A 14277-nucleotide genomic window follows, 5' to 3' on the forward strand; every position below is an offset into this window, starting at 1 on the left:
TCTCGCGTGGTCGCTCTCTGCGCAGCCCTTTGCTCCTTTTCCCACGACGTCGCGAACCGCACCATGACCAACCAGACCGCTCCTGCTTCGCCCGACCTGCCGCTCGACATGATCATCTTCGGCGGCGGCGGCGATCTGTCGGCCCGCAAGCTGTTGCCCGCGCTGTACATGGCGCACCAGCACGGCAACCTGCCGGCCGATACCCGCATCCTCGCCATCGGCCGCCGCCCGTGGTCGCGCGACGAATATCTGGGTTTCATGGAAGAGCAGTCGAAGCCGTTCGTCGGCGACAAGGCGTTCGACGCAGCCTCGTGGGACCGCTTTCTCGCGCTGTTCGAATACGTGCGTGTAGACGTCGGCTCGGCGGAAGACTACGCGCGTCTCGCCCAGGTCTCGCGCCCCAACGTGCGCCGCGTGTTCTATCTCGCGACGTCGCCGAACCTGTTCACGACGATCTGCGACAACCTGTCGGCTGCCGGGCTCATCGACGAGCATTCGCGCGTCGTGCTCGAAAAGCCGCTCGGTTCGGATCTCGCATCCGCGCAGGCCATCAACACGTCGGTCGGTCAGCATTTCAACGAGCAGCAGATCTACCGGATCGACCACTACCTCGGCAAGGAAACGGTGCAGAACCTGATGGTGCTGCGCTTCGGCAACGCGATCTTCGGGCCGCTGTGGCAGGCGCCGTACATCAAGAGCGTGCAGATCACCGTGGCCGAGACGGTCGGCGTCGGCAGCCGGGCGGGTTTTTACGACGAAACCGGCGCGCTGCGCGACATGGTGCAGAACCACCTGCTGCAACTGCTGTGCATCGTCGCGATGGAACCGCCGGTATCGCTCGACCCGGACGCAGTCCGCGACGAGAAGCTGAAGGTGCTGCGCTCGCTGCGCGTGATGACGCCCGAAGACATCGCGCGTGACACGGTGCGCGGGCAGTACACGGCGGGCGCGGTCGGCGGCGAGCCGGTGAAGGGTTATCTGCAGGAAGACAACGTGCCGCCCGACAGCCGCGCGGAAACCTTCGTCGCGCTGCGTGCGCACATCAACAACTGGCGCTGGGCGCACGTGCCGTTCTTCCTGCGTACCGGCAAGCGGATGCAGAAGAAGGTGTCGGAGATCGTCATCGAGTTCGCCGATCTGCCGTTCTCGATCATCCCGAGCGGTCCGCGCAGCTACGGCAACCGGCTCGTCATCACACTGCAGCCGGCCGAGTCGATCCAGCTGCAGATGCTCGCGAAGGAACCCGGCAGCGGCATGCACATGCTGCCGGTGAACCTGAATCTCGATCTCGAGCAGGCGTTCACCGAGCGCCGCGCCGAAGCGTACGAGCGTCTGCTGATCGACGTGGTGCGCGGCCGTCTCACGCATTTCATGCGGCGCGACGAGCTGGAAGCCGCGTGGGCGTGGGCCGATCCGATTCTGGCCGGCTGGAAAGCGTCGGCCGACAAGCCGCGTCCGTACACGGCGGGCACCTTCGGGCCGTCGGCGTCGACCACGCTGATGGCACGCGAAAACTCGGTCTGGGCGGAAGAGTCCTGAGTCCGCAAGCAGGCACGCGGGCCGGCTAGACGCTAGCCCGCCTGCCGCAAGCAAATGGGGCGCATGCCGCCGGCGAATCTGCCGGCTGGATGCGCCCCATTTCTCATTTTCGGCGTCTCATTTTTCGCATCTCATTTTTCTGGGCCTTTTTATCAGATTAATTGGCGGCTTTCCTTTTGAGCACGATTAGCGCAGTTCGCGTTTTACGTAACCGTAGAAATTTGCTTCGAAAAATTCGGTAGCGCTCACCCCATTATCCGACTTCGTGAGAGGCTAGGCCCGTCATGCTTTTACGCGTTTTATAGCGTGTGGCATGGCGTTTCTACTATCTTGTCACTTAAAAGAGGCCACATAATGGATCGCCTTAATCCTGCAGTTTTACCTGCCGAATTTCGTCGCGAACACGCCGACGCCGGACAGCTTGAATCCTCATCCGCGTCACTGCAACAGGAAAGAATGCCGTTCACCGTCCGTATCGTCGCCGACGACAACGGCCTTGAAAAAGCAGTGCAGATGCGTCGTCTCGCTTATAGCCGTCATCTACCCGATTTCGCCGAGAAGATGGCGATCGAACGCAGCGATCGTGAACCAGGCACGATCGTGCTGCTTGCCGAGTCGAAGCTCGATGGAGGCCCGCTCGGCACGATGCGTATCCAGACCAACGAGTTCGCACCGCTCGCGCTCGAACAGTCCGTCACGTTGCCCGACTGGCTGCGCGGAACCCGGCTCGCGGAAGCGACGCGGCTCGGCGTCGCCGGCGGCACGATCGGCCGGATGGTGAAGATCGCGTTGTGCAAGGCACTGTTCATGTACTGCGGACAGGAACAGATCGACTGGATGGTCATCACCGCGCGTTCGCCACTAGACCGGGAATACGAAGCCATGTTATTCGTCGATGTTTTTGGTAAAGAGGAGTTTTTGCCGATGGCGCATGTGGGCGGATTACATCATCGTGTGATGGCAAAGCCGGTGGCAGTCGCTCGACAACGCTGGGCAGAAGTGCGGCATCCGCTTTACCGGTTCGTGTTTCAAACTTCGCATCCGGATATCGATCTAAATCCTATGCATTTATCTTTGGAGCCGGAAACGGTACGATGCCCAAGGGATTCGGAAATTGCCCAGCCAATCAGAACGAGATAACCCGGAATGTCGGCCAACCCTGCGCGGCGACGGCGAAACCGAAGCGGTTTCGCTGCCGCTGTCGCGGCACCCGCGACGCCCACGGCGAATCAGGGGATCACCACTAATGAAAGCGGCGGCACTTTTTTCGCGATCGAGGGACATGCGTGCGGGGACCGACAGGCTGCTGTATGCCTTCTCGATCTATCTCGTGCCGTTGCTGATCGCGGCCGCCACGTTAGCGGTGCTGGTGTGGTCGCCGCACCGTTTCGAGTCGAGCGGCGCGCTGCCCGTCACGCTGCGCGCCGTCCACGACGAGCACGCGGCGCTGGCGCCGGCCGCGGCGCTCGCGCAACTGCAACAGGCCGGGCCGACGCGCCGCTATAGCACGCAGCTCGCCGAAACCCCGATCTGGTTCACGTTCGACGCGCCGGCGTTGCAGCCGGCGCGTCCGGTTTTCATCGAGTTGCCGTCGCGTCATGCGCAAACCCTGGCCTGCTGGGATGCGACGACGCTAACGCCGCTCGGTACCGCCGACCGGCTCGCGACGAGCGGTCGCATCAGCCCGGTCAAGGCGGGCTTCTCGCTCGAACTCGGCACGCTGAGCGTCGCGCAGCCCATTCTTTGCCGCGGCACCTTTTCCGGTCCCGCGTACATCAACGCCTTCGCGTGGGACAGCCAGAGTCTGGCCGGCTCCGCGCTCGATTTCCAGGAAAGCTCCGCGCTGATCGCCGGCGGTCTGCTGACGCTCGCGGTGTTCGTGTTCGTCACCGCGCTGATCAATCGCGAACTGACCTATGTGATCTTCTCCGTGTGGCTCGTCGGCAACCTGCGGTTGTGCGCGAACGCGATGGGCTGGGACACCGAGTGGATCGGCCGCGAGATTCCTCCGGAGGCGATGCATCTGCTGCGGCAGATCACGTTCGCGATCTACTACCTGCTGACGGTCGCGCTGTTCGGCCGGCTGTTCCGCCGCGAACTGAAAGTAGTCGGCTACCGGTGGACGCTGCGCATCGTCCAGTACAACGGCGTGCTGCTGTTCATCGCGTCGTGCGTGCTGAGCTACGAGCATTTCATTCCGGTGCTGTGGGTGCTGAGCAGTCTCGGCATGAGCGTGCTGATCTTCCTGTTGACGCGGCTCGTCTGGATGGCGCGTTCGCGCACGGTGATGTGGTACGTCGCGTCGATGGCGGTGGTGCTGTTCGCGACGTTCTCCGAGGTACTGGGCGCCGCGTTCGGCATCAAGCTGCTGTTCGGCGGCATCAATCCGGTGATCACCGCGCTGTCGTCGAGCATGATGGCTGCGTTCGCGATCGCCGAGCAGGTACGCGCCGAGCGTGAGCGTCGCCGCCAGGTGCAGACCGAACTGCGCAATACCTACGACGTCACGCCGATCGGTCTCTTCACGCTCGACGGCGAAGGCCGTTTCGTCCGCGCGAACCCGGCGCTGCGCACGATGCTCGATCTGCACCGCACCGACTACGGCACGCGCCACTGGGGCGATTATTTCGAAGCCGGCGCGTGGGCCGCGCTGCAGACGCTCGCGCATCAGGGCAGCGAAGGCGAACTGGAACTTGCGGGCGCGGCGAGTGGCGCAAACGACAGTGCTGTGCGCCGCTATTCGCTGAAGGCGACGCGTTCGAACGGCTGGATCGAAGGCTCGCTGCAGGACGTCACTGAACGCGCGAAGGCGATCGAGCAGCTGCATTTCCTCGCCGAGCACGATCCGCTCACCGCGTCGCTGAACCGTCGCGGCGTCGAGAAGGCGATCGCCGCGCAGGGTGCGCAGACGAAGCCGTGGGCGCTCGCGTATATCGATCTCGATCGCTTCAAGCTGATCAACGATCTGTTCGGCCATCGCGCCGGCGACGAAGTGCTCAAGCAGGTCACCGCGCGCACGCGCGGGCTGTTTCAGAACCGTTATCCGGTCGGTCGGATCGGTGGCGACGAGTTTGTCTGCGTGATGACCGATACGCCGATCGACGACGCGATCGCGAAATGCCACGAACTGATCGCGGCGCTCAGCGCGGCGCCGTATCAGGTCGGGCGGCGCTCGTTCCAGGTGAAGGCGTCGATCGGGTTGATCGAATGCTCGCCGGGCGTGCGCGTGCAGGACGCGCTGTCGCACGCGGACCGCGCATGCCGCGAGGCGAAGCGCGTCGCGCATGCGCGGCTCGTCACGTATCGCAAGGGCGCCGCCGCGTTCGAGGAGCGCGCGAAGGAGCGGCTGCTGGTCGAATCGCTCGGACAGAACCGCGTGCCCGCTGGGCTCTTTCTCGTGATGCAGCCGATCATGTCGCTGAGTACGCCGACAGCATCGCTGAATTTCGAGGTGCTGCTGCGGCTGCGTGCACAGGACGGCTCGACGCTGCCGGCCGGCAAGGTGATCGTCGCCGCCGAGGAGTCGGGCAACATCGCGGCGATCGATCGCTGGGTGATGACGACGACGCTCGAATGGCTCGACGCGAACGCCGCGCAGCTCGCGAACACGCGCTTTGTCTGCGTGAATCTGAGCGGCGGTTCGCTGAACGACGAGCAGTTCGTCGAGGATATCTTCGCGCTGTTTGGCCGCTATAGCGCGATCGTGCATTACCTGTGCCTCGAGATCACCGAGAGCGTCGCGTTGCACGATCTCGAGAACACGCGGCGCTTCATCGCGCGCGTGCACGACATGGGCGGCAAGATCGCGCTCGACGATTTCGGCGCGGGCTATACGTCGTTCCGTTATCTGAAGGAGCTGTCGGCGGATGCGTTGAAGATCGACGGCGAATTCATTCGCACGATGTGTGCGCATCCGGCCGATACCGCGATCGTCGAGGCGATCGTCGCGCTGGCTCGCAACCTCGGCATGCGCAGCATCGCGGAATGGGTCGAGGATCTTGGTACGTTGACCGCGTTGAAAGAGATCGGCGTCGACTATGTGCAGGGTTACGCGATCGCGCGGCCGCAGGAAAGCGGGGCGATTCTCGCGGCGCAATCGGCAGCGAGCTTTGTCACCGATCCGGAGATCGCACGCTTTGTCGAGAGTCTGATGGTGCCGGCCGAACGCGGCCAGCATACCTACACCGCACGCGCGGGCTGACCGCGCTTCTAAACAGCACCTCAATACACGTCGACGCGCCCCGGAAACGTCTCGTTGAACGCCGCCGTCTCTTCGACGGCGGCCGCGCCTTGCTGTTCACGGTACATCACCGGCGGCACGCCGAACTGCTTGCGGAATTCGCGGCCGAGATGCGACGCATCCGAAAATCCGCAGCTCGATGCGATGTCGGCGACGGTGCGATCCGAACTCGTCAGCAGCCATGAAGCGGTGCGCAGCCGAACCTGCTTCGCGAAGGTCTGCGGGCTCTTGCCGGTTTCGGCCTTGAATAAGCGTTCGAGTTGCCGGGGCGACAGATCGAGTTTGTGCGCGAGTTCCTCGAGTGGCAACGAGCGGCCGACGTGCTGTTCCATCAGCAGGATCGCGCGCTTCACCTTCGGATGCGTGGCCGGTTCGAGCCCCGGCGGATGCGGCTGCGGCGCGTTGCCTTTCTGCATCTCGCCGACGAGCAGGATACGCAACGCCTTCTGCACGGTCGCGTGCTCGAAATGCCGCAGCAGGATCGCGGCGGCGACGTCGATCGACGCGCGGCCGCCCGAACACGTGATACGCCTGCGGTCGATCACGAACAGCCGGTCCGCGATCAGCGCATCCGGATTCAGCGCCGGAAAGCGCTCGACAAAATCCCAGTAGTGAAACCAGCTCACGCAGATCCGGTGGCCGTCGAGCACACCCGTGCGCATCAGCGCGAACACGCCGGTGCAGATGCCGACCAGCGTCGCGTCGTGACGCGCGGCCTGGCGGATGAACTGCAGCGTTTCGTCGCTGGCCTGCGGACCCGAATGCAGCAGCCCGCCGACGACCACCACGTAATCGAACGGCTCCGCGTTCGCGAAGGTTTCCCACGGCGTGATCTGGATACCGCAGCTCGCGCGCACCGGCGCGAGCGTGTCGCCGATCACGCTCCACGAGCAGCGCACCGGCTTGCTGTAGTCGCCTTCGTCGGCGGACAGCCGCAGCATGTCGACGAAACCGGAGAACGCGGTCAGCGTGAAGTTCGGCAGCAGCACGATGCCGAAGCGGATGCGCTCCTTCGGGGCGGCGTCGATCGAGGTCAGCGGTAAGGATTCTGCGGTTTTCATCGTGAAGCGAGGGCCGGGGTGAGCCAGCGGGGTTAAACCTGTACGAAGTCGGGGCTGTCGTCGCGCGCACGCAGGTACGCGCGCGCGATGGTCCTAGCGTCGCCGATCGGGCCCGCCGCGACTTGCGCATTTCCGCCGCGAACCATCGCGGAAACGAACGGCGGGCCGCCGGAACGGCGCGGTGGCGGTGCCGTCCCACGTCGATGCCGTTTTTGTTCTATCGGTGGATTTTACGCTTTGGTGTACTGGCGCCACATTGGTAAATGCGCGTGCGGTGTCCCACCAGGCCTGCCGCGCTGCCGGTCCACCCATACTCGCGAGGCAGTTTCCATGAACGTCAGCGTCTTCGATCTGTTCAAGATCGGCATCGGACCGTCGAGTTCGCATACGGTCGGTCCGATGATTGCGGCGTGCCGCTTCGCGTCGCACGTCGAGGATGCGAATCTGCTCGGTTTTGTGCGCCGCGTCGAGATCGAGCTGTACGGCTCGCTCGGCGCGACCGGCAAGGGCCACGGCACCGACAAGGCGGTGTTGCTGGGCCTCGAAGGGCATCTGCCCGACACGATCGATCCCGATCTGATCGCGCCGCGCCTCGTGCAGATCCGCGAGCAGAAGTCGCTGAACCTGCTCGGCAAGCAGCCGGTGCAGTTTGAAGAGCGCGAGCATCTGACGTTCTACCGCAAGCTGATGGCCGGTACCGGTGTCGTCCACCCGAACGGCATGCGCTTTCAGGCGTTCGACGAAAACGGCCAGCTGCTGGTCGAGAAAGAGTATTACTCGGTCGGCGGCGGGTTCGTCGTGAATCGCGACGGCGATCGTGTGAACGGCGTCCGCGCGGGCGGCGACGTGCCGTTCCCGTTCCGCACCGGCGACGATCTGATGCGCGTGTGCCGCGAAAGCGGTCTGTCGATTGCCGAGGTCACGCTGCGCAACGAGTGTGCGACGCGTCCGGAGCACGAAGTGCGCGACGCGCTGCTCGCGATCTGGCGCGCGATGGCGGCCTGCATCGAGCGGGGCTGCAAGGTGCACGGCGAATTGCCGGGCCCGATGCGCGTGAAGCGTCGCGCGGCCGATCTGTCGACACAACTGCGCGTGCGTTCCGAAGAATCGCTGCGCGATCCGCTGTCGATGCTCGACTGGGTGAACCTGTATGCGATGGCGGTCAACGAAGAAAACGCGGCCGGCGGCCGTGTCGTCACCGCGCCGACCAATGGCGCAGCCGGCGTGATCCCGGCCGTGTTGCAGTACTACGTGAAGTTCGTGCCCGGCTCAAATGATGCCGGCATCGTCGACTTCCTGCTGACCGCTGCCGCGATCGGCATCATCTACAAGGAAACCGCGTCGATCTCCGGTGCCGAAGTGGGCTGCCAGGGCGAGGTCGGCGTCGCGTGCTCGATGGCTGCCGCCGCGCTGGCCGCCGTGATGGGCGGCATGCCGACGCAGGTCGAGAACGCCGCCGAGATCGGCATGGAACACAACCTGGGCATGACCTGCGATCCGGTCGGCGGGCTCGTGCAGATTCCGTGCATCGAGCGCAACGCGATGGGCGCGATCAAGGCGTTGAACGCGTCGCGGATGGCATTGAAGGGCGACGGCCAGCACTACGTGTCGCTCGACAACGTGATCAAGACGATGCGCGAAACCGGCGCCGACATGAAGACGAAATACAAGGAAACGTCGCGCGGCGGTCTCGCCGTGAACGTCATCGAATGCTGAAGCTAACGAGAGGATGCACCCCATGAGCCGCTATTCGATATTCAGTCTGTTCCGCAACGGGTTGTCGTATCACGAGAACTGGGAGCGGCAATGGCGTAGCCCCGAGCCGAAGAAGGAATACGACGTCGTGATCGTCGGCGGCGGCGGGCATGGTCTCGCGACCGCGTACTACCTCGCGAAGGAACACGGTGTGAAGAACATCGCGATTCTGGAGAAAGGCTGGATCGGCGGCGGCAACACCGCGCGCAACACGACGATCGTGCGCTCGAACTACCTGTGGGACGAATCGGCCGCGCTGTACGAGAAAGCGATGAAGCTGTGGGAAGGGCTGTCGCAGGATCTGAACTACAACGTGATGTTCAGCCAGCGCGGCGTGATGAATCTCGCGCACACGCTGCAGGACGTGCGCGACACCGAGCGGCGCGTCAACGCGAATCGGCTCAACGGTGTCGATGCCGAATTCCTGACGCCCGCGCAGATCAAGGAAATCGAACCGACGATCAACCTGAACAGCCGCTACCCGGTGCTCGGCGCATCGATCCAGCGACGCGCGGGCGTCGCGCGTCACGATGCGGTCGCGTGGGGCTTCGCGCGCGGTGCGGATCAACACGGTGTGGACATCATCCAGAACTGCCAGGTCACCGGCATTCGCCGCTCGGGCGGCGCGGTGACTGGCGTCGATACGGTGAAGGGTTTCATCAAGGCGAAGAAGGTCGCGGTGGTCGCAGCGGGCAACACGTCGACGCTCGCCGACATGGCCGGCGTGCGGCTGCCGCTCGAAAGCCATCCGTTGCAGGCGCTCGTGTCCGAGCCGATCAAGCCGGTGGTCAACACGGTGATCATGTCGAACGCGGTGCACGCGTACATCAGCCAGTCCGACAAGGGCGATCTCGTGATCGGCGCGGGCGTCGATCAATACACGGGGTTCGGCCAGCGCGGCAGTTTCAACATCATCGAAGGGACGCTGCAGGCGATCGTCGAGATGTTCCCGGTGTTCTCGCGCGTGCGGATGAACCGGCAGTGGGGCGGCATCGTCGACGTGTCGCCGGACGCGTGCCCGATCATCAGCAAGACCGACGTGAAGGGGCTGTACTTCAACTGCGGCTGGGGCACCGGCGGCTTCAAGGCGACGCCGGGCTCGGGCTGGGTATTCGCGCACACGATCGCTCGCGACGAACCGCATCCGCTGAACGCGCCGTTCTCGCTGGACCGTTTCTACACCGGCCATCTGATCGATGAACACGGCGCCGCCGCGGTCGCCCACTAACCCCACGCACAACGGAGATAACCCATGCTGCTGATCGAATGCCCGTGGTGCGGACCGCGCGCCGAATCCGAATTTAGCTGCGGCGGCGAAGCGGACATCATGCGTCCGCTCGAGCCGGAGAAGCTCAACGACAAAGAGTGGGGCGACTACCTGTTCATGCGCAAGAACCCGCGCGGCGTGCACCGCGAGCAATGGCTGCATACGCAGGGCTGCCGTCGCTGGTTCATGGCGACGCGCGACACGGTGTCCTACCAGTTCCACGGCTACGAAACCTTCGGCGGCGGCGCCGAAGATTCTGCTACCCACGACGCTCCCAAAGGCAACACACCATGAGCCAGAAAGACCGCCTCGGCGCCGGTGGGCGCATCAACCGCGCGATCCCGCTGACGTTCACGTTCAACGGCCGCACGTATCAGGGTTTTCAGGGCGACACGCTCGCGTCGGCACTGCTCGCGAACGGCGTGCACTTCGTTGCGCGCAGCTTCAAGTACCACCGGCCGCGCGGCATCGTCACGGCCGGTGTCGAGGAACCGAATGCCGTCGTGCAGCTGGAGCGCGGCGCGTACACGGTGCCGAATGCGCGTGCGACCGAAATCGAGTTGTACCAGGGGCTCGTCGCGAGCAGCGTGAACGCGGAGCCGAGCATCGAGCACGATCGCATGGCGATCAACCAGAAGTTTTCGCGCTTCCTGCCGGCCGGTTTCTACTACAAGACGTTCATGTGGCCGCGTAAGTTCTGGCCGAAGTACGAAGAGAAGATCCGCGAAGCCGCGGGTCTCGGCAAGGCACCGGAAGCGCTCGACGCCGATCGCTACGACAAGTGCTACGCGCATTGCGACGTATTGGTGGTGGGCGGCGGACCTTCGGGACTCGCTGCGGCGCATGCGGCGGCGATCGCCGGTGCACGCGTCGTCCTCGTCGACGATCAGCGCGAACTCGGCGGCAGCCTGCTGTCGTGCCGCGCGGAAATCGACGGACGGCCCGCGCTGCAATGGGTCGAAAAAGTCGAGTCGGAACTGTCGCAGATGCCCGACGTGAAGATCCTTTCGCGCAGCACCGCGTTCGGCTATCAGGATCACAACCTCGTTACGGTCACGCAGCGTCTGACCGATCATCTGCCGGTGTCGATGCGCAAGGGCTCGCGCGAAGTGCTGTGGAAAATCCGCACGAAGCGCGTGATTCTTGCGACTGGTGCGCACGAGCGTCCGATCGTCTTCGGCAACAACGATCTGCCGGGCGTGATGCTCGCGTCGGCGGTGTCGACGTATGTGCATCGCTACGGTGTGCTGCCGGGTCGCACGGTGGTCGTGTTCACGAACAACGACGACGGCTATCAATGCGCGCTCGATCTGAAGGCGTGCGGCGCGCAAGTCACCGTTGTCGATCCGCGTGGTGAAAGCAAGGGTGCGTTGCCGGTTGCCGCGCGACGTCACGGCGTGAAGGTGCTGAACGGTTCGGTCGTGACGGTCGCGCACGGCAAGCTGCGGGTCGCATCCGTGGAAGTTGCTGCGTACGCGAACGGCAAGGTCGGCGCACGCGCGGCGGATCTGCCGTGCGATCTGCTCGCGATGTCGGGCGGCTGGAGCCCGGTGCTGCATCTGTTCGCGCAGTCGGGCGGCAAGGCGCACTGGAACGACGACAAGGTGTGCTTCGTGCCGGGCAAGGCGATGCAGGCCGAGTCGAGCATCGGCGCGGCGGCAGGCGAGTTTGGTCTGGCGCGTGGACTGCGTCTCGCGGTCGATGCAGGTGTCGAGGCAGCGAAGGCAACCGGCTTCGACGCACCGCGTCCGCAGGCGCCGCACGCAGCCGAGATCGCGGAAGCACCGTTGCAGCCGCTGTGGCTCGTCGGCAGTCGCGATGCAGCGCCGCGTGGGCCGAAACAGTTCGTCGATTTCCAGAACGACGTGTCGGCGGCGGACATCCTGCTTGCTGCGCGCGAAGGCTTCGAATCGGTCGAGCACGTGAAGCGCTACACCGCGATGGGCTTCGGCACCGATCAGGGCAAGCTCGGCAACATCAACGGGATGGCGATTCTCGCCGATGCGCTTGGCAAGACGATTCCCGAAACCGGCACGACCACGTTCCGGCCGAACTACACACCGGTTACGTTCGGCACGTTCGCGGGCCGCGAGCTGGGCGATCTGCTCGATCCGATCCGCAAGACCTGCATTCACGAATGGCACGTCGAGCACGGCGCGGCATTCGAGGACGTCGGTAACTGGAAGCGTCCTTGGTATTACCCGCAGGGCAGTGAGGATCTGCACGCGGCGGTTGCGCGCGAATGCCTTGCGGTGCGCAACGGCGTCGGTATTCTCGATGCGTCGACGCTCGGCAAGATCGACATTCAGGGCCCCGATTCAGCGCAACTGCTGAACTGGGTCTACACGAATCCGTGGAGCAAGCTCGAAGTCGGCAAGTGTCGTTATGGGCTGATGCTCGACGAGAACGGCATGGTGTTCGACGACGGCGTCACGGTACGGCTCGCCGACCAGCACTACATGATGACCACCACAACCGGCGGTGCCGCGCGCGTGCTGACATGGCTCGAACGCTGGCTGCAGACCGAGTGGCCGAACCTGAGAGTGCGGCTCGCATCGGTCACGGATCACTGGGCGACGTTCGCCGTGGTCGGCCCGAAGAGCCGCAAGGTATTGCAGAAGGTGTGCAGCGATATCGACTTCGCGAACGCTGCGTTCCCGTTCATGTCGTATCGCGAAGGCACGGTGGCGGGCGTCGGTGCGCGCGTGATGCGGATCAGCTTCTCCGGCGAACTCGCGTACGAAGTGAACGTGCCGGCGAATCTGGGTCGCGGCGTATGGGAAGCGTTGATGGCCGCAGGCGCCGAGTTCGATATCACGCCGTACGGCACGGAAACGATGCACGTGCTGCGGGCGGAGAAGGGCTACATCATCGTCGGGCAGGACACGGACGGTTCGATCACGCCGAACGATCTCGGGATGGGCGGGCTGGTCGCGAAGTCGAAGGACTTTCTCGGCAAGCGTTCGCTCACGCGTTCCGATACTGCGAAGGAAGGCCGCAAGCAGTTCGTCGGCCTGCTGTCGGATGACGCGCAATTCGTGATCCCGGAAGGCAGCCAGATCGTGCCGCAGGGGCTGGGAGCGGGCGCCGCTAACGTGCCGGTACCGATGCTCGGGCACGTGACGTCGAGCTACTACAGCCCGATCCTGAAGCGTTCGATCGCCCTCGCGGTCGTGAAGGGCGGCCTCGACAAAATGGGCGAGAGCGTGACGATTCCGCTCGCGAGCGGCCGGCAGGTCACCGCGAAGATCGCGAGCCCGGTTTTCTACGACACCGAAGGAGTCCGTCAACATGTGGAATGAAACCAGAAGCAATGCGCCCGGTGCGGCTTCGGCCGTCGTGCAGCGCGCGGCAGGCGACGTGTGGTCGGAGTCGCCGCTCGTCGGTGTCGACGATCTGATGAAGGCGCATCACACGGCCGCATCGAAGAAATTCCGTCTCGACGAACGGCCGTTCCGCGATCTCGTGAATCTGCGCGGCGATGCATCCGACGAAGCGTTCGCGAGCGCGGTGGAAAGCGTGACCGGTTGCCGGCCGCCCGCGAAGCCGAACACGGTCGCGCGTGGCAACGGCTACGACATCCTGTGGCTCGGGCCGGACGAATGGCTCGTGCGTTCGCAGCAGCAACAGGCGTCGACGCTGGAGAAGCGGCTGGCTGCGGCGCTGGCCGGGCAGTTTGCGTCGGCGGTCGATATCGGCAGCGGCTATACCGTGCTCGAAGTGAGCGGCGAGAAGGTGCGTGATGTGCTCGCGCGCGGCTGTCCGCTGGATCTGCATCCGCGCGTGTTCGGCCAGGGTAGCTGTGCGCAGAGTCACTACTTCAAGGCGTCGATCGTGCTGATTCCGGCTGGCGACAACGCGTATGAACTCGTCGTGCGGCGCAGCTTCGCCGACTACTTCGTGCGCATCATGCTCGACGCGGCCGCGCCGCTGATGTCGTGAAGCCGGTCGACGCACCGCGCGTCGAAATGGCGTCGCGCGATCGGCTCGCGCCTGCTGCGGGCCGGGGACGCGGCTGGCGTGTGTTCGTCGACGAGCTCGAGGTGTCGACCCGCATCGGGCTCTATCCGCACGAGTACGAGGCACCTCAGCCGGTCGTGCTCGATGCGAGCCTCGCGTATCGTTGCGAGCCGTCGGAGGGCGACGTTCACGCGATGATCGACTACGAACGCTACTGCGAACGCGTCACCGCATTTCTCGCGACGAAACCGCACACGCGGATGCTCGAAACGCTCGTGGTCGAACTCGCAGTGCTGTCGTTTCGCGAATGGCCCGCGCTCGATGCGCTGACGCTTGCGCTGCATAAGCCGAAGATTCGCGAGAGGACGCGCAGGCTCGGCGTTGAACTCGACTGGACTCGCGCGGATTACGATGCGTGGTGCGCACGCGGCGCGCTTCTGTCGTCCGACTGATTC

General features: G+C 64.5%; 10 protein-coding genes. 9 read left to right on the plus strand and 1 reads right to left on the minus strand.

The annotated features are described in order from the left end of the window. Positions 1 to 63 precede the first annotated feature (63 nt). The 3 genes from zwf (at position 64) to E1748_RS00890 (ending at position 5740) form a co-directional block, all read left to right on the plus strand. The gene (gene zwf / locus E1748_RS00880) at positions 64 to 1539 is read left to right on the plus strand and encodes a glucose-6-phosphate dehydrogenase (protein WP_133645272.1); all 1476 of its coding nucleotides are present in this window, start codon (positions 64 to 66) and stop codon (positions 1537 to 1539) included. 354 nt (positions 1540 to 1893) lie between these two features. Continuing rightward, the gene (locus E1748_RS00885) at positions 1894 to 2679 is read left to right on the plus strand and encodes an N-acyl amino acid synthase FeeM domain-containing protein (protein WP_240766219.1); all 786 of its coding nucleotides are present in this window, start codon (positions 1894 to 1896) and stop codon (positions 2677 to 2679) included. 142 nt (positions 2680 to 2821) lie between these two features. Continuing rightward, positions 2822 to 5740, plus strand: a complete 2919-nt coding sequence (locus tag E1748_RS00890) for an EAL domain-containing protein (protein WP_240766225.1) — start codon at positions 2822 to 2824, stop codon at positions 5738 to 5740. Between the two features lie 20 nt (positions 5741 to 5760). Here the strand turns inward: E1748_RS00890 and E1748_RS00895 are convergent, their stop codons facing one another. Beyond that, positions 5761 to 6840, minus strand: coding sequence for a GlxA family transcriptional regulator (locus E1748_RS00895; protein ID WP_133645274.1), 1080 nt, complete (start codon positions 6838 to 6840; stop codon positions 5761 to 5763). Positions 6841 to 7170: 330 nt separating this feature from the next. Here E1748_RS00895 and E1748_RS00900 point away from each other — a divergent pair, with 330 nt between their 5' ends. Genes E1748_RS00900 through E1748_RS00925 form a run of 6 tightly spaced genes read left to right on the plus strand, consistent with a single transcriptional unit; the run spans position 7171 to position 14274 of the window. After that, positions 7171 to 8556, plus strand: coding sequence for an L-serine ammonia-lyase (locus E1748_RS00900; protein WP_133645275.1), 1386 nt, complete (start codon positions 7171 to 7173; stop codon positions 8554 to 8556). Between the two features lie 22 nt (positions 8557 to 8578). After that, positions 8579 to 9823 (plus strand): sarcosine oxidase subunit beta family protein, encoded by a 1245-nt coding sequence (locus E1748_RS00905; protein ID WP_133645276.1) that lies wholly within the window; start codon positions 8579 to 8581, stop codon positions 9821 to 9823. A gap of 24 nt (positions 9824 to 9847) precedes the next feature. After that, positions 9848 to 10156, plus strand: coding sequence for a sarcosine oxidase subunit delta (locus E1748_RS00910; RefSeq protein ID WP_133645277.1), 309 nt, complete (start codon positions 9848 to 9850; stop codon positions 10154 to 10156). Further along, complete coding sequence (locus E1748_RS00915) at positions 10153 to 13164, plus strand: sarcosine oxidase subunit alpha family protein (RefSeq protein WP_133645278.1); 3012 nt, start codon at positions 10153 to 10155, stop codon at positions 13162 to 13164. Before E1748_RS00910 ends, E1748_RS00915 begins: the two co-directional genes overlap by 4 nt. After that, positions 13154 to 13804, plus strand: coding sequence for a sarcosine oxidase subunit gamma (locus tag E1748_RS00920; protein WP_133645279.1), 651 nt, complete (start codon positions 13154 to 13156; stop codon positions 13802 to 13804). The genes E1748_RS00915 and E1748_RS00920 overlap by 11 nt, the downstream gene beginning before the upstream one ends. Then, positions 13801 to 14274, plus strand: a complete 474-nt coding sequence (locus tag E1748_RS00925) for a dihydroneopterin aldolase (protein ID WP_205965186.1) — start codon at positions 13801 to 13803, stop codon at positions 14272 to 14274. The genes E1748_RS00920 and E1748_RS00925 overlap by 4 nt, the downstream gene beginning before the upstream one ends. Positions 14275 to 14277: the final 3 nt, after the last annotated feature.

This window comes from Paraburkholderia flava, from assembly GCF_004359985.1.
Lineage (GTDB): Bacteria > Pseudomonadota > Gammaproteobacteria > Burkholderiales > Burkholderiaceae > Paraburkholderia > Paraburkholderia flava.